The organism is Streptomyces sp. SID8374 (assembly GCF_009865135.1).
Lineage (GTDB): Bacteria > Actinomycetota > Actinomycetes > Streptomycetales > Streptomycetaceae > Streptomyces.
The window spans coordinates 1,979,866-2,002,077 of sequence record NZ_WWGH01000002.1 but is presented as its reverse complement, the minus strand read 5'-3'; the positions used below and the strand labels follow the sequence as shown (position 1 = coordinate 2,002,077).

Annotated in this window: 12 protein-coding genes; 9 read left to right on the top strand and 3 right to left on the bottom strand. The window is 73.2% G+C overall.

Translation table 11 applies throughout. The features are described 5' to 3' along the window. Nucleotides 1-38 precede the first annotated feature (38 nt). On the top strand, nt 39-254 hold the full coding sequence (locus tag GTY67_RS32145) for a dodecin (protein WP_018513053.1): 216 nt from the start codon (nt 39-41) through the stop codon (nt 252-254). An 18-nt stretch (nt 255-272) separates the two neighbouring features. Here GTY67_RS32145 and GTY67_RS32140 read toward each other — a convergent pair whose 3' ends face one another. After that, complete coding sequence (locus GTY67_RS32140; RefSeq protein ID WP_161281363.1) at nt 273-761, bottom strand: hypothetical protein; 489 nt, start codon at nt 759-761, stop codon at nt 273-275. 312 nt (nt 762-1,073) lie between these two features. On the opposite strand from GTY67_RS32140, the gene GTY67_RS32135 reads away from it, so the two are divergent. From GTY67_RS32135 to GTY67_RS32115, 5 genes are all read left to right on the top strand, one after another. Further along, nucleotides 1,074-1,325, top strand: coding sequence for an MbtH family NRPS accessory protein (locus tag GTY67_RS32135; RefSeq protein ID WP_161281362.1), 252 nt, complete (start codon nt 1,074-1,076; stop codon nt 1,323-1,325). Between the two features lie 32 nt (nt 1,326-1,357). After that, nucleotides 1,358-2,509, top strand: a complete 1,152-nt coding sequence (gene sbnA, locus GTY67_RS32130; protein ID WP_161281361.1) for a 2,3-diaminopropionate biosynthesis protein SbnA — start codon at nt 1,358-1,360, stop codon at nt 2,507-2,509. Then, nucleotides 2,503-3,525: a 2,3-diaminopropionate biosynthesis protein SbnB gene (gene sbnB, locus GTY67_RS32125; protein ID WP_093689414.1), complete on the top strand. Its 1,023-nt coding sequence runs from the start codon at nt 2,503-2,505 to the stop codon at nt 3,523-3,525. Before sbnA ends, sbnB begins: the two co-directional genes overlap by 7 nt. A 281-nt stretch (nt 3,526-3,806) precedes the next feature. After that, nucleotides 3,807-4,427, top strand: coding sequence for a response regulator transcription factor (locus GTY67_RS32120; RefSeq protein ID WP_161281360.1), 621 nt, complete (start codon nt 3,807-3,809; stop codon nt 4,425-4,427). Then, the gene (locus GTY67_RS32115) at nt 4,424-5,131 is read left to right on the top strand and encodes a LuxR C-terminal-related transcriptional regulator (protein WP_093689410.1); all 708 of its coding nucleotides are present in this window, start codon (nt 4,424-4,426) and stop codon (nt 5,129-5,131) included. Before GTY67_RS32120 ends, GTY67_RS32115 begins: the two co-directional genes overlap by 4 nt. A gap of 79 nt (nt 5,132-5,210) precedes the next feature. Here the strand turns inward: GTY67_RS32115 and panD are convergent, their stop codons facing one another. Together panD and GTY67_RS32105 are read right to left on the bottom strand one after the other, a co-directional pair. Further along, nucleotides 5,211-5,627, bottom strand: coding sequence for an aspartate 1-decarboxylase (panD, locus tag GTY67_RS32110; RefSeq protein WP_093689408.1), 417 nt, complete (start codon nt 5,625-5,627; stop codon nt 5,211-5,213). Between the two features lie 51 nt (nt 5,628-5,678). Continuing rightward, complete coding sequence (locus tag GTY67_RS32105; protein ID WP_161281359.1) at nt 5,679-7,061, bottom strand: MFS transporter; 1,383 nt, start codon at nt 7,059-7,061, stop codon at nt 5,679-5,681. A gap of 296 nt (nt 7,062-7,357) precedes the next feature. On the opposite strand from GTY67_RS32105, the gene GTY67_RS32100 reads away from it, so the two are divergent. The 3 genes from GTY67_RS32100 to GTY67_RS32090 all read left to right on the top strand — a co-directional run bounded on the left by GTY67_RS32100 (nt 7,358) and on the right by GTY67_RS32090 (nt 22,050). Continuing rightward, nucleotides 7,358-8,275, top strand: coding sequence for a TauD/TfdA family dioxygenase (locus tag GTY67_RS32100; protein ID WP_202462702.1), 918 nt, complete (start codon nt 7,358-7,360; stop codon nt 8,273-8,275). A gap of 69 nt (nt 8,276-8,344) precedes the next feature. Further along, the gene (locus GTY67_RS32095) at nt 8,345-14,821 is read left to right on the top strand and encodes a non-ribosomal peptide synthetase (RefSeq protein ID WP_161281358.1); all 6,477 of its coding nucleotides are present in this window, start codon (nt 8,345-8,347) and stop codon (nt 14,819-14,821) included. Continuing rightward, nucleotides 14,818-22,050: a non-ribosomal peptide synthetase gene (locus GTY67_RS32090; RefSeq protein WP_161281357.1), complete on the top strand. Its 7,233-nt coding sequence runs from the start codon at nt 14,818-14,820 to the stop codon at nt 22,048-22,050. The genes GTY67_RS32095 and GTY67_RS32090 overlap by 4 nt, the downstream gene beginning before the upstream one ends. Nucleotides 22,051-22,212: the final 162 nt, after the last annotated feature.

Genomic DNA, 22,212 nt, shown 5'->3' with positions numbered 1-22,212 from the left:
GGATTGAGGCACCGTGGTCACCAGAGAGGAGACAAAACATGTCCAACCACACCTATCGGGTCACCGAAATCGTAGGAACCTCCGAGGAGGGCATCGACGCGGCGATCCGGAACGGCGTCGCAAGAGCCGCGGAAACGTTGCACAATCTCGACTGGTTCGAGATTAACCAAGTTCGCGGCCATATCGAGGATGGCCGAATCGCGCACTACCAAGTCGGCCTGAAGGTGGGCTTCCGCCTCGACGAAAACGCCTGACAGATCCGCAACGCCTGATCAGGTCCGCCCCTCGCGCTCCTGTCCGTCCTTCAGCGCCTGTGACGGGTCGAACCAGCGGGCCCGCACCACGGGGAACCCGGCCACTTCGGCCGCATCGCAGACCAGCTCGTCGTCGTCGACGAGCATGCGCACCTCACGCGACCGGCCCAGCCGCCGGAGGATGTCCAGCTTCGTCCGGCGGGCCGGGCGCCGGTCGTCGTTGCGCCGCATGAACAGCTGCCCCTCGGGCAGCCCCTGACGGCCCGGCCACTCCACGGTGGCCCGGCGGCAGCGCTCGGGCCGCCCGGTCAGATAGACGACCTCGCACTCCTCGGCGCTGCCGAGCACGAGCGCCACGCCTTCGGCGAGCGGCGGATCGTCCGGGGCGGCCGCGAAGAAGCCGTCCCAGTCGCGTTTGGCCCCCTCCAGGAAGTGCTGCCGGTGGGCGGTGTCGGCGAGCGTGCCGTCGAGGTCGAACACGGCCAGCGGCCGGGCGTCTTCGTTCATCCGGCCAGCTTAGGAAGGACCGGCGCCGACCGCGTACCGAAGCACCCCGGCCCTGCCCCCGATAGCTGACACCCACCACGTGGCAGAGGGGAGGGCCAGGAGGTGGGCACAGCCCACGGACCGTGTGCGCCTGTCTCTCCTTCACCGCCCTGTCGGTGCGCGGTGCGCCCCGGCCCGGCCGGGAAGGACCGGCGGGCGGCTGCCGCCGTAACCGCTGCCCGTTTGTCTCTACGGCCGGCCGATGCCGGAAGGCACTCTCACTCTGGCGCCGGTATCGACCACGGCGCGACCACCGACCGAGGAGAGACGGCGATGTCCGACCACACCGAGAGCGTCTACCGCGTCGTACTCAACGACGAGGAGCAGTATTCGATCTGGCAGGCCGAGCGCGAGCTGCCCGCGGGCTGGCGGGCCGAGGGAACCCGGGGCAGCAAGGAGGAGTGCCTGGACCACATCGGGCGGGTGTGGACGGACATGCGCCCCGCCAGTCTGCGCCACCGGATGGAGAGCGAGGCCGCCGAGGCGGACGCCGGTAGGGCCGGATGCCAGAGCCTCCCGGTCTGATCCGCCTACCGACACCGAGGGGAAGTCCGGCGATGAACTCCGTCTCCCAGCCGGGATACCGGTCGGCCCTCGTGGCGCAGGCTGCCGGGCCTGCGGACGAGGAAGCCCTACCGTCCGACACCATTCAGCCCTCCGCCCCCGCCTCCGCCGGGTACGGCCCGGACCGTGCGGGCGCGCTGTCGGCCGTCGGCGGGACGCCTCTGGTGGAACTGACCCGGCTGGTGCCCGGCGCCCGCTTCCGGGTCTGGGCCAAGCTGGAGTCGGTCAGCACCGGCGGCAGCATCAAGGACCGTTCCGCCTATGCCATGCTGAGCCACGCTGTCGTCACCGGCGCGGTGGTCCCCGGCAGCGGCACCGTGGTCGAGTCCAGCTCGGGCAACCTCGGTGTCGGCATGGCCCAGGCCTGCCGCGCCATGGACCTGCGGTTCATCTGCGTGGTGGACCCACGCACCAATCCGCAGAACATCGCGATCATGCGAGCGCTCGGCGCCGATGTGCACACGGTCACGGAAGGCGACCCGGTCACCGGCGAGTTCCAGCCGGTGCGGATCGCACGCGTGCGGGAGCTGGTCGAGGCGCTGCCCGGGGCCTACTGGCCCAACCAGTACGCCAACCCCCGCAACGCCTGGGCGCACCGGATCACCATGGCGGAGATCGTCGAGGACCTGGGCGTCGCGCCCGACTACCTGTTCTGCACGATCAGTTCCTCGGGCACTCTGCGCGGCTGCGGCGACCTGATCCGCGACCGCGGACTGCCCACCCGGGTGGTCACCGTGGACGCCGAGGGCAGCGCCATCTTCCGGCCGCCGACCGGGCGCCGGCTGATCCCCGGTCATGGCGCGGCGGTCCGGCCCCCGCTCTACCGGGGCGGGCTCGCCGACGAGGTGGTGCACGTCAGCGATCTGGACAGCCTGGTGGGATGCCGCCGACTGGCGCTGCGCGAAGGGCTGTTGCTCGGCGGCTCCTCCGGCGCGGTGGCCACGGCCCTGGAACGGATCGGCGACCGCATCCCGGACGGTGCCACCTGCGTACTGATGATGCCGGACCGCGGCGAACGTTATCTGAACACGATCTACGACGACGGGTGGGTGGAGCGCCAGTTCGGCGAGGTGTCCCACCTGTGGAAGGACGAGGTGGCCGACGTGGCCGAGAACAGCGGGATGACCGGGGTGGCAGGATGCTGACGATCGGCAACGGAGACGTCCGGCGGCTTCTGGACGGCCGTGAGCAGGAAGTGCTGAGCGCTGTGCGCGAGGCGTATCTGCTCCACGCCGCCGAAGACACGTCGCTGCCGCACTCGGTGTTCCTGCGCTTTCCCGACGACCCCGGCAACCGGATCATCGGACTGCCCGCTTACCTGGGCGGGGCCGAGCCGCTGGCCGGAATGAAGTGGATCGCCTCCTTTCCCGGGAACGTCGCGGAGGGGCTGGAGCGCGCTTCCGCCGCGATCATCGTCAACTCCATGCGGACGGGCAGGCCGGTGGCTCTCGTGGAGGGGTCCACCATCTCCGCTCGCCGCACCGCGGCGAGCGCCGCTCTCGCCGCGGCCGCTCTGCCGTCCGGGGACGGCCGGGAGACGGGTGTGTCGCTGATCGGCTGCGGTGTGATCAACTTCGAGGTGCTCCGCTTCCTCCTGGTGGTACGCCCGGAGATCACCGACATCACCGTCCACGACCTGGATGCCCGGCGGGCTGCGGACTTCCGGGACCGCTGCTCCGCCGAACTGGCCGGGGACGGCCGGGTGGTGCGTGTGGCGGAGAGCGCCGGGGCGGCGCTCTCCGCGCACCGGCTGGTCAGTCTGGCGACCACGGCCACCGTGCCCCATCTGGATCTCGACGCGTGCCTGCCGGGCACACTGGTGCTCCACGTCTCCCTCCGGGACGTCACGGTCGAGGGCGTCCTGGACGCGGTGAACGTGGTGGACGACCCCGACCATGTCTGCCGGGCGGCCACGTCGGTCCATCTGGCGGAGACACGGGTGGGCAGCCGCTCGTTCATCGGCGCCACGCTCGGCGAGCTCCTGAGGGACGCGGAACCGGGTCCGCGTGACCCGGAACGCACCACCCTGTTCTCGCCGTTCGGTCTCGGGGTGCTGGACCTGGCCCTGGCCGGACTGGTACTGCGCGAGGCTCGCGCGGCCGGTGTCGGCCAAGAGATCTCCGGCTTCCTCCCGGAACCCAGGGTCACCGAGACCGTCTGAGCGGGCCGCGTCTGGGGAACGGCCCCCCATATTTCGGCCGCACCCCCACACCTCTTGGCCAGGAACCGACTTCTCGCAGGTCAGAGCCGGCCCTCACCCACGGCCCCCGTGCGTTTCCGGACGCGCACGGGGGCTGTTCTGCGCTCATGGACCTCGCGTGGGCACGCGGAGGTGGGGGCACCGCGGAAATCTGGGGGTGGTGTACCGATGCCCCGCGCGCCCTCGATCTTGATGCTCGGTGACACCGGCGAGAGCCGTTGCCGAGCGAGGAGGAAGATCCAATGACGAATACGGTGCGGGTGAGCGTCGTCGCTGAGGACCCGGTGCTGGAGGCAGGCACCTTGAGCGCCCTGGCGAGCAGCCCGGAGATCCTGCCCGCCGTCGGGGGCGGGCTTCCGGACGTGACGGTCGTCGTGGTCGACCGGGTGGCCGACCCGGTTCTGGACCTGCTGCGCCGCACCCGGGCCGCCGACCACCGCCCGGAGGTTGTCCTGGTCGCCACCGAGCTGAGCCCGCCGGAGGCGCTGCACGCCATTGCCACGGGTGCCCGGGGTCTGCTGCGCCGTCGGGAGACCAGCGGCCCAAGACTGGCCCACGCCGTGCTGGCTGCGGCGAGCGGGGACTGCACGGTGCCGCCCGATCTGCTGGACGGGCTGCTGGAGCAGCGTACGGAGGATGCGGGGGCCGGTGTCGCCGATGCCTGGGGGGCAGCGGGGCTCAGTGAGAGGGAACGTGCGGTGCTCCGGCTGGTGGCCGAAGGCCACGAGACCAGCGAGATAGCGGGACGGCTCTCCTACTCGGTCCGGACGGTGACGACGGTGATGCACAACGTGACCCAGCGCTTCCGGCTGAGAAACCGCGCCCACGCGGTCGCCTACGCGCTCCGGGCGGGTCTCCTGTGAGCGCCGCGCCGCTCCCCGCCCGGGCCCTGGCCGGCGCCGCCCCGCCCCACCGTGCCGCCACGGACCGGGCCGCGGTACGCGTCCACGTGCGCGCCGCGGACGACGACCTGCGGCACTCCTGGCACCGGCGGCTGACCGGGGCGGGAATCCCGCTGGTGGAGGGCGGACGGCCCGGCCCCGATCTGGTCGTGCTGGCCGCCGGGAGGACCGTGGACGAGGCGGTCGAATCGTGCCCCGCCCCCGCGCTCAGCGGCGGGAACCGGCACGGGGTCCTGGTGGCCGCCCAGTCGGTCTCCCCGGACGGTGTGCTGCGGGCGGTGCGGGCGGGTGCCCGGACGATCCTGCGGACCACCGACGCCACTCCGGAGCAACTGGTGGCCGCCGTGCACTCGGCCCACCACGGCGACGGCCGGCTTCCCTACGGCGTGCTGGTGCGCCTGCTCGGCGCCTCCCAGCAGTCGGGGCCCGAGCCCGCGACAGCTCTCCCCGACACTCCCCGTACCGCCCGGACAGCTCCGCTGACCCCGCGCCAGACGGCGGTGCTCACCCTGGTCGCCGAGGGCCATGGCAACGCGGTGATCGCCCGGGCGCTGTCCTGCTCGGAGCACACCGTCAAGAACGTCATCTACGAGCTGATGGCCCGGCTCCAGGTCCGGAACCGGGCCCATGCGGTGGCACGCGCGGTGCGAGCCGGGCTGATCTGACGCATCGGCCGCGCGGGAGCCGCGAACCGCGTGCGGGCCCGAGGTCGGTGACCTGGGGCCCGCACGCGGTTCCGCCGCGTCAGTGGACGACATCCCCGCGGACGGTGCCGCTGCCGGGCGCGGGCTCGGCCAGATCCGAACCGGTCGGCGAGACCTGCCGGTTGTGCCGGTCCACGTGGACGACGCTGGGCACGAGCGCCTTGGCCTCGGCGTCGGCGACGGAGGCGTACGAGATGATGATGACCAGGTCTCCCGGCTGGACCAGCCGCGCCGCGGCTCCGTTGATGCCGATGATCCCGCTGCCGCGTTCCCCGGAGATCACGTAGGTCTCCAGGCGGGCGCCGTTGGTGATGTCGACGATCTGGACCTGCTCACCGGGGAGCAGGTCGGCGGCGTCCATGAGGTCCTCGTCGATCGTCAGCGATCCGACGTAGTGCAGATCGGCCTGGGTGACGGTGGCTCGGTGGATCTTGGACTTGAACATGGTCCGGAACATGGCGTGGTCTCCAGCATCTGTCGTACGGGAAGGGGATGGACAACGGGTTGCTCAGTGGTGACCGTCGGAGCCCGCCCCGGTCGCCCCGGCGGGTGTCCTGCGGGGTTCGGCCGGAGCGGGCGCCTCGGCGGGGGCGGTGATCGCGGTCATCGTGGCCCGGCGCACCGGGCGGGAGAAGGTGGCGGCCAGAGCCATGAGCACCATCCACCCGGCGAGCACCGCCGCCGCGGCCCGCACCCCGAAGCCGTCCAGCAGCAGGCCTCCCGCCAGCGCCCCCAGCGACAGCGCGCCGTTGGCCAGCATGCTGGACGCACTCAGCACCCGGCCACGCAGTCCGTCGGGGGTGACGGCCAGCTGATAGGTGCCGACCGCCACATTCCAGATGGGCCCGACGAACCACATCGCCGTGTAGGCGATCGCGGCCGGCCACAGCCCGCCCCCGAAGGCCAGTACACACATGAGCAGTGCCCACGCCCAGTTGGCCCCGATCACCAGGGAGTTCATCCTGAGGGTGCGGCCGATCCTGCCGGCGACCAGCGCCCCGAGCATTCCGCATCCGCCGGCCACGCCCACGAGCACACCGATCGCGGCCGGACCCGCGCCCTCCTCGGCGAGCAGCACGATCATCAGCAGGAAGAGCGCGCGGAACAGCAGGTTGCTCCCGGCCACCAGGAGCGCGGTGGTGCGCAGCAGCGGTTGCCTCCAGAGCCAGGTGAGCCCCTCGGCCATCCGGCCCGCCTGGCGCCGCACCCGGGTGCCGCGGCTCTCCTGCGCCGCGCCGTCGCTCGGAGCGGCCCCGGCCCGTTCGCCGGGGCGGGCCGTCTGGAAGTCCTTCCGGATGCCCAGCAGGGTGGTCAGCGAGACGAGATACGCGAAGGTCTCCAGCACGAAGGGGACCGCCCGGCCGACGCCGAAGAGAATGCCCCCCAGTGGAGTCCCGATCATGGTGGCGGCCCGGCTCCGCGCCTCGTTCCCGGCGAGAGCCGCCGACAACTGGCTGGGGTGGACCACATTGGGCACGGCGGCGGTGGAGGCCAGACCGTTGAGGACCGTGAGCGTGCCCTCCACGAACCCGACCACCATCACATGCGCCAGCCGGAGTTCGCCCAGGAGCAAGGCCAGCACCACACTCGCCGCGCCGGCCGCACGCAGTCCGTCGCACCACATCATCACGCGCTTGCGGTTCCAGCTGTCGACCAGGACCCCGGCCGGCAGCTGGAAGACCAGGGCGGGCAGCAGCACCACGAACCCGACCAGCCCCGCGGCGGAGGGCGACCCCGTGACCGCGAGCACCAGGAGCGGGTAGGCCACCGTGGACGCCGTGGATCCGATGATCGCCACCGCCGAACCGCTCCACAGCAGCAGGAAATCCCGATTGCGCCGCAAGGGCGGTGGCGCGGGTGCGGCACCCGCGTGGTCGACGACCCTGCTCATGGACCTGTCCTCCACTCAGACACGGGGAATCCTCTCGAAGGCCGCACGGGACACCCGGCACGACGGTTGGGCCGCCGGGCCGCACGGTGACGCCAGCGTGCCGCGCGGCGGCGGACCGGCCCAGGGAAGGACGCGCAGTATGGGGCGCACCCACCGTGCCGACGACTCCGCCGGATGTTCTCTGCCCTGTCGGGAGCCGGGCGCCGACCCTGACCGGTATGACCGCAAACCCTTCAGCCCTGTTCACGCCGGCCTCGGCCGAGCCCCGGACGTCAGGGCAGACGCTTCCTCATCTGATGACGGCCGCCCCCGGGGGCTCCGCGGCGGACCGGCTGGCCGCCGCCCGGCCGGAGATCCGCGCCCGACTGCGTGAGCACGGTGCCGTGCTGCTGCGTGGTTTCGGCGACGACGGCGTGGACGGCTTCGAACGGTCGGTCCGCGCCATCGGCGGCGAGCCGCTGACGTACGCGGAGCGCTCCTCGCCCCGCTCCACCATCAAGGGCCAGGTCTACACCTCGACCGACTACCCGCCCTCCGAGGAGATCTTTCTCCACAACGAGAACTCCTACCAGGCGACCTGGCCGCTGACGCTGTTCTTCCTCTGCGTGACCCCGCCCGACACGCTGGGCTCCACCCCGCTCGCCGACACCCGGCGAGTGCTGGCCGCGATCGACCCGCGGGTACGGGAGGAGTTCGCCGCCCGGGGCTGGATGGTGGTGCGCAACTTCACGGACGGCTTCGGCGTCCCCTGGCAGCACGCCTTCAACACCGAGGACCGGGCCGAGGTCGAGGCGTACTGCGCTCGCAACGGTGTCGTCGCCGAGTGGACTTCGGGGGGCCTGCGGACCCGGGCACGCCGCGAGGCGGTGCACCGGCATCCGGTGACCGGGGAGCGTGTGTGGTTCAACCACCTGACGTTCTTCCACGTCACCACCCTGGGGCCGGACCTCTGCGGTGCGCTGCGGGAGATGTACGACGAAGCGGACCTGCCGACCAACACCTACTACGGCGACGGCGCCCCGGTGCCGGACGAGGTGGTGGCACACCTGCGGGACTGCTACCGCGCCGAGCAGCGGCGCTTCGACTGGCAGCAGGGCGATGTGCTGGTCGTGGACAACATGCTGGCCGCACACGCCCGGGAGCCGTTCACCGGCCCCCGCAAGATCGCCGTCGCCATGGCCGAGCCCTCCAGCGGTCCGGTCGAACAGGGCTGACCCGCCGCCCGGCCCCCCGTACGCCGACCGCTCCACCGCCCCACCACCATCTGCCCAGGGAGACGACCGATGGCACCCGTCGACGGCGGTTATCCGCTGTCCTTCGCACAGGAACAGCTCTGGCTGCTCGACCAGCTCAGGTCGGGCGACGCCGCCGAGTATCTGATGCACGAAACCTTCCGCATCCGCGGCCCGCTGGACACGGAGGCGTTGAACGCCGCGCTCACCGAGACAGCCGCCCGGCACGAGGTGCTCCGCACCCGGTACGCCGACGAGGACGGCGTCGGCATCCAGATCATCGACGAACCGGAGCCGGTGAAACCGGAGCTGGTCGACCTCGGCGACGTCCCGGACGAGCGGCGCGAGCAGGGCCTGCGGGAGTTCGGCGCGAGCTGGGCCGCCCTGCCCCTCGACATCCGCCGGGAGCATCCCTGGCGCGTGGCCGTGGTCCGGCTGGCACCGCAGGACTGGGCCTTGCTGCTCACCTTCCACCACATCGCCTTCGACGGCTGGTCCTGGGGCCTGCTCGCCGACGAACTGCGCGAGTCGTACGCGGCGTTCGCCTCCGGTGGCGCCCCGGCGGCGGAGGATCTGGAACTCCAGTACGCGGACTACGCGGAGTGGCAGCGCGATTGGTGGACGGCGCAGCCTGAACTGATGGACCGTCAACTCGCTTACTGGCGGGACCGCCTGACGGACACGACCCCACTGGACCTGCCCACCGACCGGCCCCGTCCGGCCCGGTGGGACGCCACGGGTGACACCGTCGCCTTCACCGTGCCGGCGCCCCTCGCGGCAGGCTTCTCGGCGCTCGCCAAGGAGCAGGGCACCACGCTCTTCATGGCCGGGCTCGCCGCGTACCAACTGCTGCTCGGGCGCTACTCCGGCGCCCAGGACATCGCGGTCGGCGTCTCCCTGGCCAACCGGGACGACGCCCGGCTGGAACGGCTGATCGGCCTGTTCCTCAACACGGTGGTGGTGCGCACGGACCTGGGCGGTGCCCCGGACTTCCGGGAGCTCCTGTCCCGGGTGAAGAGCACCACGCTGGACGCCTACAGCCACCAGGAGGTGCCCTTCGAGCGGGTGGTCGCGGACCTCGCCCCGGAGCGGGACCCGGGGCGCAACCCGGTCTTCCAGGCCGGGTTCGCGCTGCACAACGCGCACCGCCGCCCGTTCGCGCTCCCGGGCCTGGAGGTCACCCGGGTCTCCGGGGGCGCACGCACCTCCGCCTTCGACCTCTCCCTCCATCTGACGGAGCGTCCGGACTCCACGGTCACCGGCGAGTTCATCTATCCGACCGCGCTCTTCGACCGGGACCGGATGGAGCGCATGGCCGAGAACTTCCTCCATCTGCTGGACCAGGTGGTCGCCTCGCCCGGCACCCCGGTGGACCGGCTGGAGCTGACCGCACCGGCGGAGCGGGCCGTGCTCACCGCCTGGGGGCAGGGGGCGTCCCGGCCCGCCTCGGAGGACCGCTCCGGCCAAGGCCTGGTCGGGATGGTGCTCGACCGGGCGGCCGCCACCCCGGATGCGACGGCTGTGGCGTACGACGGAGGCTCGGTGGACTACGCCGGGCTGGCCGGCCGGATCACCGGGCTGGCGGTCCGGCTGCGGGAGGAGGGGGTCCGCCCCGGCACCCCCGTCGCGGTGAGTCTGCACCGCGGCCCGGAGCTGGTGACAGCGATCCTGGCCGTGCTGGCCGTCGGCGGTGTCCATGTGCCGCTGGCCCCCGATCTCCCGGAAGGCCGGAGGGAGTTCCTCCTGTCGGACTCCGGGGCGGCGCTGGTGCTCACCGAGGAGGCGCTGCGTGACGGCTTCGGCGAGGGCACCCCGGTGCGTGCGCTGGACGCCGAGTGGGCCGGGACCGGTCCGGACGCCTCGCCCGCCGACTTCCCCCACCAGGCCGGTCCGGACGAGGCGGCCTGCGTGGTGTACACCTCCGGATCCACCGGTACCCCCAAGGGCGTGGTGGTGACCCACGGCGGGCTGCGCAACCGGGTGCTGTGGTCGGTGGAGGCGTACGCGATGACCGCCGCGGACCGGCTGCTCCAGAAGACCACCATCGGGTTCGACGCCTCCCTCTGGGAGTTCCTCTCCCCGCTGGTCTCCGGCGGCACCGTGGTGATGGCCCCGGCGGACGCGCACCGGGACCCGTCCGTGATGGCCGCCGCCATGGCCCGCCACCGGGTCACCCTCCTCCAGCTGGTGCCCTCGGTGCTGCGGCTGCTGGTGCAGGAGCCGGCCCTCTCCCGCTGCACCGCGCTGCGGCTGGTCAGCTCGGCGGGGGAACCGCTGCCCGCCCGGCTGTGCGAGCGGCTGCGCGCGGCGGTGCCCGGGGTGGAGGTCTCCAACACCTACGGCCCCACCGAGTGCTCCATCGACTCGACCGCCCACCGCTACACGGGCGAGGGGCTGCCCGGATCCGGCACGGTCGCCATCGGCGCTCCCCTGACCGGTGTGGGTGTCTCCGTGGTGGACCGGGGCGACCTGCTGGTCCCGGTCGGGGTCCCCGGTGAGCTGTGCGTACGGGGAGCGGGGCTGGCCCGCGGGTATCTCGGCCGCCCCGGGCAGACGGCCGAGCGGTTCGGCGCCGACCCGTACGCCACGGTGCCCGGCGGGCGCTGGTACCGCACGGGCGACCTGGTCCGCTGGCGGGCCGACGGGACCCTGGAGTTCCTGGGCCGGAGCGACGACCAGGTGAAGATCCACGGTGTCCGGGTCGAACCGGCCGAGATCGAGGCTGTGCTGCTGGCCCATCCCTCGGCGACCGCTTCGGCGGTCGTGGCCCGGCCCGGGGCGCACGGCCAGCTGGAGCTGACCGCCTACGCCGTCCCTGCCGCCGGATCTGACCCGGCCGAGCTGCGGTCGGAGCTGCTGGCCCACCTCGCCGCGCGTCTGCCCGCCGCGGTCGTGCCCTCCCGGCTGGTACTGCTGGACGCCCTCCCGCTGACCGCCAGCGGAAAGGTGGACCGGGGAGCGCTGCCCGGCCCCGAGGAGGACGTGGCACCGTCCGCCGCGACCGGGCCGGACCGCGCCACTCCCCGTACGGCGACGGAACAGGCCGTCGTGGCAGCCATGGCCTCGGTCCTGGAGATCCCCGAACCGGGGCCCGACGACGACTTCTTCGGACTGGGCGGCCACTCGCTGCTCGCCATCCGGCTGGTTCTCGGGCTGCGCCGTGCCTTCGGCATCGAGATGACGGTCGCCGACCTCTTCGCCGACCGCACCGCCGCCGCCCTGGCCGCCCGCATCGACCGGGCCGCCGGAGCCGCGCAGGCGGAGGAGCCCGGCCAGGGGCCGGGCGGGATCGTTCCGGTGGAGCGGGACGGTGTGCTGCCGCTCTCCTTCGGCCAGCAGCGCATGTGGTTCCTGGACCGGCTGGAGCCGGGGAGCCAGGAGTACCTGATCCCGCTGGCCCTTCGACTGCACGGCCCGCTGGACACCGGGGCCTTCCGGCAGGCTCTGGACGAGGTGGCACGGGTCCACGAGGTGCTCCGCACCCGGTACGCGGACCGGGACGGCAGCCCGGTGCAGCTCATCGACCCACCGGGCCCGGTGGCGTACCGGGAGGTGGACCTCTCCGGCGCCGGGGACGGGCCCGTCCGTGCCCGGGAGCTGCTGGAGGAGGTCCTGCGCGTCCCCTTCGACCTGGCGGCCGAACACCCCTTGCGGGTCACGGTGATCCGCGCCGCTCCCGAGGACCACTGGGTGGCCCTGGCCGCCCACCACATCGCCTTCGACGCCTGGTCGACCAAGGTGTTCCTGCGTGACCTGGACACCGCGTACACCGCGTTCGCCGCGGGCCGGGAGGCGCCGCTCCGTCCGGGGCCGGTCCAGTACGCGGACTTCGCCGCATGGCAGCGCGCCCAGGAGGACACCCCGGAGACCTCTCGTCAGCTCGAGCACTGGCTGGAGCGCCTCGGCGGTCTCACCCCGGTGGAGCTGCCGTCCGACCGGCCGCGCGGCGCCACCCGCGACGCGGCCGGGGACACCGTCGTCGTCGACGTCCCCGACGCCCTGGGCCGCGCGGTGACGGAGCTGGGCGAGCGGTCGGGCGCGACGCCCTTCATGACGCTGCTCGGCGCGTTCCAGGTGCTGCTGCACCACTACACGGGCCGCACGGACATCGCGGTGGGCGTTCCGGTGGCGGCCCGGACCCGGGAGGAGACGGAGGGGTTGCTCGGCCTCTTCGTGAACAGCCTGGTCATCCGTACGGATCTGAGCGGGGACCCGGCCTTCACCGGACTGCTGGAGCGGGTGAAGGAGGTCTGCCTGGAGGCGTTCGCCCACCAGGACGTCCCGTTCGAGCAGCTCGTGGACGAGCTGGCGACGGACCGCGACCTCTCCCGCAACCCGCTGTTCCAGGTGATGTTCGAGCACCAGCACATGGGCGGGCTCACCTCCACGCTCGGCGGGCTGGCGGTCGAACCGCTCAACGCGGGTCCGCGGACCGCCAAGTTCGACCTGACACTGACCGTGAAGGAGCGTCCCGACGGACGGATGCACTGCTGGTTCGAGTACGCGAGCGCGCTCTTCGACCGCTCCACCGTGGAACGGCTGGCCGCCCACTACCTGCGCCTGCTGGAATCGGTGACCGCCGCGCCGGGCACCGCCGTGGCCGAGCTGGAGCTGATGCCGGACGCCGAGCGCCGGCAGTTGCTGGACGTCTGGCCCGATCCGCACTCCGCCCGGCTGCCGGAGATCGTCCCCGGGAACGAACGCGGGCTGACCGTGCCGGAGCTGTTCGTCCGGCAGGCCGCCCGCACCCCGGACGCCACCGCCCTGGTCTTCGGTGAGGAGGAACTCGACTACGCCGCTCTGGAGGCCCGCTCCGCCCGCTTCGCCCGGCACCTGCGAGCCCTGGGGGCCGGTCCGGAGACCCCGGTGGCCTCCTGCCAGGAACGCGGCATCGACGCCGTGGTCACCCTGCTCGGTGTGCTGCGGGCAGGTGCGGTCTACGTACCTCTGGACCCCCGCCATCCCCGCCAGCGCCTCCTGCGGACCGTCGAGGACGCCGGGGCCCGGTTCCTGGTCACCACGTCCGAGCACGCGGACACCCTCACCGGCGCCGGCCACCAGGTGCTCACCGTGGACGCCCTGGCCGCCGACGGCGCCGACGAGGCGCTGCCGGACGTTCCGGCGGCCCCGGAGAACCTGGCCTACGTGATCTACACCTCCGGCTCCACCGGGCGCCCCAAGGGGGTGATGATCGACCACCGCGCCTACGCCCACCACTGCCGCATCGCGGCCGACGCGTACGGGATCGGCCCGGGTGAACGGGTGGTCCAGCTCTCCTCGCTGACCTTCGACGTGTCGATGGAGCAGATCGCCGCCCCACTGCTGACCGGTGCCGCCGTGGTGATCGCCGACCCGCTGTTCTGGAGCCCGGCCGAACTCCCCGCCCGGCTGGCCGAACACGGTGTCACGGTCATGGAGACCACCCCGGCCTACTACCGGGAGGCGATGAACTACGACACGAGCGTGCTCACCGGGCTGAAGCTGATCAACCTCAGCAGCGACGTGGTCACCGTGGCCGACGCCCGGCAGTGGGCCGCGAGCGGGCTGCCCGGACGGTTCGTCTGCTGTTACGGCCCCACGGAGGCGACCGTCACCTGCCTGCTGCACACCGGTCCGGCCGGGCAGAGCGGGGAACGGGACACCGCGTCCATGCCACTGGGCCGCCCCTTCGCGGGCACCCGGGCCTACGTCCTGGACGCCGGGCAGCGCCCCGTACCGATCGGTGTGCCCGGCGAACTCTGTGTCGGCGGCGTCCGGCTGGCCCGCGGCTACCACGAACGCCCGGAGCTGACCGCCGCACAGTTCGTGCCCGATCCGTTCGGCGGCACGGGCGAGCGGCTGTACCGCACCGGTGACCTGGTGCGCTACCGGCCGGACGGCACCCTGGAGTTCCTGGGCCGGATCGACCAGCAGGTGAAGATCCGCGGGCTGCGCATCGAACTCGGGGAGATCGAGGCGGCCCTCACCGGCCACCCAGGCGTCGGCGCGGCGGCGGTGACCGCGCCCGAGATCACCCCGGGCAACCGCCGGCTGGCCGCCTACGTGACCGGCCTGGACGGCGCCCCCGCTCCTGACCCGGAGACGCTCCGTGAGCATCTGCGGGAGGGGCTGCCCGACTACATGGTTCCGGCGCTGTGGACCGTGCTGGACTCCCTGCCGATGACCGCCAGCCAGAAGATCGACCGCAAGGCCCTGCCCGCCCCCGCCACCACTCTCGAACGCGCCTATGTGGCGCCCCGGGACCCGGTCGAGGAGGCGGTCGCCGCCATCTGGGCGGAGGCGCTCGGGGTCGACCGGGTCGGCGCCGAGGACGACTTCTTCGCCCTGGGCGGGCACTCGCTGCTGGCCACCCGGGTCCTGGCCCGGCTGCGGGAGGCCTTCGCGGTGGAACTTCCGCTGCGCCGCCTCTTCGAACACACCACTGTCTCCGCCCTCGCGGCGGCCGTCACCGAGGCCGTCGAGGCCGCTATCGCCCAGCTCTCCGACGCAGAGGTCGCGGAACTGCTGAACCCGGAAGGCGCACGATGACCCACCAGACACTCGCCCCCGCGGACCTCCGCGCCCGCCTGCTCAGGCAGCGGCTGCGCGGCGCGGCCGCCCCCGCCCCGTCCGACGGCATCCCCCGCGCCGAACGCGGCGGTCCGCTGCCGCTCTCCTCCGCCCAGCAGCGGCTGTGGGTGCTGGACCGGCTGAGCCCCGGTTCCACCACCTACCTCATGACGGCCGCGCTGCGGCTGCGCGGCCCTCTGGACCCCGGGGCGCTGCGGGGTGCGCTGGACGCGCTGGTGGCACGGCACGAAGTGCTGCGCACCCGCTACGGGGTCGTCGACGGCGACCCGGTCCAGATCGTGGACGCGCCCGCGCCGGTGGACCTCGCCGAGGAGGATCTGACCGGGCTGGCCCCGGCGGAGCGCGCACGCCGGCTGGCGGTGCTGGGCACCTCGGGGCGGCGGCCGGTGGACCTGGCCGAGGGACCCGTGTTCCGGGCCGTCCTGGCCCGCTGCTCGGCCGAGGAGCACGCCCTCTTCCTGACCGTGCACCACATCGCGGCGGACGGCCGGTCCGAAGAGCTGATGGTGCGTGAGCTGATGGCGGACTACCGCCGGTCGAGTGCCGGGGAGGAGTATCCGGAACCTGTCCCGCCGGCTCTCCAGTACGCGGACTTCGCCGTCTGGCAGCGGGCCCGGCTCACCGAGGAGAAGCTCCGGGAGGGCCTCGCCCACTGGCGCGGGCGGCTGGCGGGGCTCACGCCGCTGGAGCTGCCCACCGACCGGCCGCGGCCCGCGGTCCGGGACGAGAGCGGGGCCGTGGCGCCCTTCACCGTGCCGGCCGACGTCGCCGGCCGGCTCTCCCGGCTGGCCCGCGAACGCGGCGCCACCCCGTTCATGGCCGCTCTCGCCGCGTTCCAGGTGCTGCTCGGCCGGTACTCGGGCAGCACCGACATCGCCGTCGGCACCCCTGTGTCCGGCCGGGACCGGACCGAGACCCAGAACATGCTGGGACTCTTCCTCAACACCCTGGTCCTGCGCACCGACCTCTCGGGAGCCCCCGGCTTCGGCGAGGTGCTGGACCGGGTGCGGGAAGGCTCGCTGGACGACTACGGCCACCAGGAGGTGCCCTTCGAACGGCTGGTGGACGCGCTGGCTCCGGAGCGCGATCCCTCCCGTACACCGCTGTTCGGCGCCATGTTCCTCTGGGAGGGCGCCGACGGTCAGGCCTCGGAGGCGAACGCCGGGAGTGCGGAGACGCTCGTGGTGGAGCGGCTCGCGGTCGGTGAGACCACCGCCAAGTTCGATCTGACGCTCGGTGTCACCGAGCAGCCGGACGGCTCGCTCTCCGGCGGACTCAACTACGCCACCGCGCTGTTCGACGCGGCGACGGCCGCCCGCATGGCCGATCACTTCGTCCGGCTGCTCACCGCCGCAGTGGCCGAGCCCGACGTCCCGGTGGCCGAGCTGGAGCTGATGTCCCCGGCGGAGCTGGAGCAAGTGGTGCACCGGTGGAACGACACCGCCGTCCCGTTCCCCACCGGCACGCTGCACGGGCTGTTCGAGGCCCAGGCCGCGGCGACCCCGGACGCGGTGGCGGTGGCCGACGAGGACGGCACGCTCGGCTACGCGGAGCTGGACCGCCGCGCGGAGGCGGTGGCCGACGCGCTCCGGGCCCGGGGGGCCGGTCCCGGCACCGTGACGGGGGTGTGCCTGGAGCGCTCCCGGGGGCTGCTGGTGGCCCTCCTCGGTGTGCTCAAGGCGGGCAGCGCCTACCTCCCGCTGGAGCCGGATCTCCCTGCGGAGCGCCGCCGGTACATGCTCTCCGACTCCGGCGCCCGGGTCGTGCTCACCGATACCGGGGCCGCCCCGGACGGTGTGCCGGAGGAGGTCGCGGTCGTCCCCCTGGCGCGCGGCGGAATGCTGCCCGACGGGGCCCGGGCCCTTCCCGGACGCTCCTGCGGCCCGGACGACGCCGCGTACGTCATCTACACCTCCGGGTCCACCGGCCGCCCCAAGGGTGTGCTGGTGGAGCACCGGGCGATCGTCAACCGGCTGCACTGGATGCAGCGGGAGTTCGGCCTCGACGCGACCGACCGGGTGCTCCAGAAGACCCCGATGGGCTTCGACGTCTCGGTCTGGGAGTTCTTCTGGCCGGTGATCACGGGCGCCACCCTGGTGATGGCACGCCCCGGAGGTCACCGGGATCCGGCGTACCTCGCCCGGACCATCGCCGAGCAGTCCATCACCACCCTGCACTTCGTCCCGTCGATGCTGCGCGCGTTCCTGGCGGGCTCCGTGCCGGCTCTGCCCTCGGTACGGCGCATCGTATGCAGCGGCGAGGCACTGCCGGGAGACCTGGTCACCGCGTCGGCGGAGCGCCTCGGGATCGCTCCGCACAACCTGTACGGGCCGACCGAGGCGGCCGTGGACGTGACCCACGCCCCCTGCGTGCCCGGACAACGCGTCACCATCGGCAGGCCCATCGCCAACACCCGTACCTACATCGTGGACTCGGCCCTGCGGCCGGTCCCGGTCGGGGTGCCGGGAGAGCTGCTGCTGGGCGGTGTCCAGCTGGCCCGGGGCTACCCGGGACGGCCCGCGCTGACCGCCGACCGGTTCGTCCCCGACCCCTTCGGCGGGGAGCCGGGCGGGCGGCTCTACCGCACCGGCGACCTGGCCCGCCATCTGCCGGACGGCTCCATCGACTACCTGGGCCGGATGGACCACCAGGTGAAGATCCGCGGCCAGCGCATCGAGCTGGGCGAGATCGAGGCGGTCCTGCACGAGCACCCCTCGGTCACCGCCGCCGCCGTCACGGTGCACGACGGGCGGCTGGTGGCCCATCTCGTCGGCCACCCCGCACCGGGCGCCCCGGAGGCCGGGTCTCCGGACACCGGCGCCGTCCGGGCCTGGCTCCGCGAGCGGCTGCCGGACGCCATGGTGCCCGGCGACTGGACGGTACTCGACGCCCTGCCGCTGACCGCGAGCGGAAAGACCGACCGCAAGGCGCTGCCCGCCCCGGACCGCAGCCGGGAGAGCCGGGCCGGTGAGTACACCGCGCCCCGCACTCCGGTGGAGCGGACCATCGCCGAGGAACTGGCCGCCGCACTGGACCTCGACCGGGTGGGTGTCCACGACCGGTTCTTCGACCTGGGCGGCGACTCCATCCGGGCGATCCGCGCGGTGGGGGCGCTGACGGCCCGCGGCCTGGCCCTGTCCGTACAGCACCTCTTCACCCACCCCACGGTCGCCCAGCTCGCCACCGTCGCCACCGGGACCAGCGGCGGCGGGCGGGGGCACGAGCTGGTCGCCCCGTTCAGCCAGCTGACACCGGCCGACCGCGAGCGGCTGCCGGACGGGCTGGCCGACGCCTACCCGCTGGGCGAGGTCCAGGCCGGGATGGTCTACGAGCTGTTGGCCGATCCGGACGCCAACACCTACCAGAACGTCAGCAGTTTCCACTTCACCGACGACGGCCCCTTCGACCTGCCGGCGCTGCGGGAGGCGATCCGGCGCCTCGTCGACCGGCACGAGATCCTCCGTACCTCCTTCCGGCTGTCCGGTTTCTCCGAACCGCTCCAGCTCGTGCACGAGAAGGCCGAGGCGGAGGTCGGGTTCACCGATCTGCGGGAGCTGGACCGGGCCGGACAGCGCGCCGCCGTCGCGGAGTTCCGCGCCGCCGAGCAGCGCGTACCGTTCGACCTGGAACGCGCCCCCCTGCTGCGCTACCACGTGCACCGCACCGGTGAACGCACCTGGACGCTCACCCACACGGAGTGCCACGCGATCCTGGACGGCTGGAGCCACCACTCGGTGATCCAGGAGATCCGCGCCGACTACGGCCGTATCCGCGAGGACTCCGACTGCGCCGTCACACCCCCGCCGCGCGCCCGCTACGCCGACTTCATCGCCCTGGAACGGCAGGCGTCGCAGTCCTCTAGGGACCGGGCTTTCTGGCAGAGCAGGATCGACGCCTTCCCGCGCCTGGAGCTGCCCGCGCCCACCGCGCCGACGGAGTCGGGCGGGCCCGCCCACGAGGTCCGGGTCTCCTGGGCCGGGCTGGACCCGGAGCTGCGCGCCCTGGCGGCCCGTACCGGCACCTCGCTCAAGACGGTGCTCTACACCGCCCATCTCAAGCTGCTGGGCCTGATCTCCGGACAGCGCCGCTTCTTCGCCGGAGCCGTCTGCAACGGCCGACCCGAACTCCCGGACGGCGACGAGGTGCGCGGCATGTACCTCAACACCGTGCCGTTCGCGGTCGATCTGGAGGCACCGAGCTGGGAGGAGCTGCTGCGCGCGGTCTTCGCGGAGGAGGCCGCCATCTGGCCGCACCGCCGGTACCCCCTGCCCGCCATGCAGCGGGAATGGGGCACAGGGGTCCCGCTGGTCGACGTGATCTTCGGCTACCTCGACTTCCATGTGCTGGACCAGTCCGGCTCCGCCCCCGAGGCGGTCACCGACAGCAGCCCCAACGAGTTCACCTTCGACGTGTGGACCTTCCCGGGCGAGCTGCGGATGACCTGCCGGCCGGGCTGGGCCGGCCGGGCCCGGCTGGAGACGATGGCCGCCACGTTCGTGGAGGTGCTGCGGACCATGGCCGAGCGGCCGGGGTCCTCCCCCGCGTCCTTCCGTGCCGCCGGCCTGACCGCAGGCGCCTCCGGTCCGGTGCCCCGCCGGCTGCCGCCCGAGGTGACCCTGCCGGAGCTGATCGGCCGGGGCGCCGACCCGGGGGCGGTGGCCCTGGCCGACGGGGGATCGACCGTGACCTACGGCCAGTTGGAGGAGCGCGCCAACAGGTTCGCCCACCTGCTGCGGGCCCGCGGGGTGCGCGCCGAGGACCCCGTGGCGGTCTGCCTGGAGCGCGGCGCGGAGACGGCGGTCGCCCTGCTCGGCGTGGTCAAGGCGGGCGGCTGCTACGTACCGGTCGACCCGGAGTACCCCGAGGAGCGGATCGGCTATCTGCTCTCCGACTCCGGTGCCCGGCTGCTGGTCACCCGCTCCGGCCTGGCGGACCGGCTCCCCGGAGATGTCCCGACGGTGCTCCTGGACACCGCGCGGGACGAGTTGGAGGCACAGCCTCCCACCGCCCCGGACGCGGGCATCTCCGCCGACAACACCGCGTACGTCATCTACACCTCCGGATCCACCGGTCGCCCCAAGGGCGTCCAGGTCACCCACCGCAATGTCGTGCGTCTGGTGCACGACGAGAACCACGCGGAGATCGGGCCGCAAGACACCGTCCTGGTGGTCTCTCCGCTGGCCTTCGACGCCTCCGCCTTCGAGCTGTGGGGCACGCTCGCCAACGGCGGCCGGCTGGCGTTCGCCCCGCCCGGCACCCCCACCACCGCGGGCATCGCCGAGGTGCTGCGCGAGCACGGGGTGACCGTGGCGTTCCTGACGACCAGCCTCTTCCATCTGATGGTGGAGAGCTGCCCGGACACGCTGACCGGTCTGCGTACGCTGCTGACCGGCGGGGATGTGCTTTCCGCGAGCCGGGTACGGGCCGCGCTCGGCCACGGGCTGCGGGTCAGCAACATGTACGGGCCGACCGAGTGCACCACCTTCGCCACCGGGCAGCACGCGCTCACCCTGGAGCAGACGGACCGGCCCATCCCCATCGGCCCGCCGATCGCGCACACCACCGCGCTGGTCGCCGACGAGGACCTCCACCCCGTTCCGTACGGTGTCGCCGGCGAACTGCTGCTCGGCGGACCTGGGGTGGCCCGTGGCTACCTGGGCCGCCCGGAGCTGACCGCCGACCGGTTCGTGCCCGACCCCACCGGCACCTGGCCCGGTGGCAGGCTCTACCGCACCGGCGACCTGGTGCGCCAGGACCCGGACGGCGTCCTGCACTTCCTGGGCCGCCGCGACCACCAGGTCAAGGTGCGCGGCCACCGTATCGAGCTGGGCGAGGTCGAGGCGGGTCTGGGTGGTCTGCCGGGTGTGCGCGAGGCGGCGGCGGCCGTGCGTCCGGGCCCGGACGGCGACAAGCAGCTCGTCGGTTACATCGTCCCGGCGGAGCACGGCGGTTTCGACCCGGCGCTCCTGCGTTCCGCGCTCCGTGCGAAGGTCCCCGGTTTCCTGGTGCCGAGCGCCTGGGTCCGGCTGGACGAGCTGCCGCTCAACGCCAACGGGAAGCTGGACCGCGCGGCGCTCCCGGCGCCGGGCGGCGCCACCGGTGGCGAGGTGGTCGCCCCGCGCACCGCGGCCGAACGGGCCCTGGCAGAGGTGTGGGCGGAGGTCCTCGGCCTCGAACAGGTAGGAGTCCACGACGACTTCTTCCTGCTCGGCGGGCACTCCCTGCTGATTCTGCGGGCCATCGCACTGCTCCGTGAACGCCATGGCCTGGAGCTGACCGTACGGGCCTTCGTGGAGCACCACACCCTGGACGCCATCGCCGCCGCGGCGGAGCGCGGCGACTACGGGGACACCTCGCGCACCGCCCTGATGTGGCTGCGCGCGGAGGGCGACCGGCCGCCGCTCTTCTGCGTCCACCCCGGCGGCGGCAGCGCCCACTGGTACCAGCGGCTGCTCCCGCACCTGGCACCGGATCTGCCGGTGGCCGCCCTGGAGTGGCCCGGCCTCCAGTCCGGTCCGGGGCTGCCGGTGCCCACCGCCGCGGAGATGGCACAGCGGTACGTCGCCGAGATCCGCGCGGCCCGTCCGCACGGCCCGTACCGCCTGCTGGGCTGGTGCGGCGGCAGCGGCATCACCGCCGAGATGGCGGACCGGCTGCGGGCGGACGGGGAGGAGGTGACCTTCGTCCTGCTCGATCCGGGCCTCGACAGCCACGAACGGCAGGGCCTGTGGGAGGAGTTCCGCCTGATCGAGAGCTGCACCGCCAAGCTGGAGGAGCTGGCCGCCGCCGGCCCGGAGGAGGACACGGGTGCGCTGCGCGAGGAGATCCTGAAGCTGCTGGACCACCTGGTGGACGATGCCGACCCGGAGACCGGGATCGTGCTCCCCGAGCGGAACGGGGCCGGTGTCTGGCTTCCGTCGGCCCGGATCTGGCGCGAGGTGATGGAGATGACGCTCACCTACCGGCACCACCACGTCCCCGGCACGCTGCATCTGATCATCAGCGACGAACTCGCCCGCGGTGAGCACGAGGTGGCCCTCGGCCAGTCCTACGAGGAGTACCTGAGCCGCTGGCGGGAGCTGAACTCCGGCGTCGAGGTCCACCGGGTCCCCGGCGACCACTTCGGCGTCATGCGCCTGCCCCACGTCACGTCCCTGGCCTCGACCCTGGCCTCGGTGCTGGACTGACGTCCCGGGGAGGAGGACCGGACAGAGCCCGGCCGGAGCACACGCTCCGGCCGGGCTCCGTGCTGTCGCCCGCGCCCGGCGGAGGCGGAGGACGCGGGGGGCTCGGCGGCCCACTCCGTCGGCGGGCGGCGTCCCGGCCGGCTCCCCGTACCTCGATCCGGC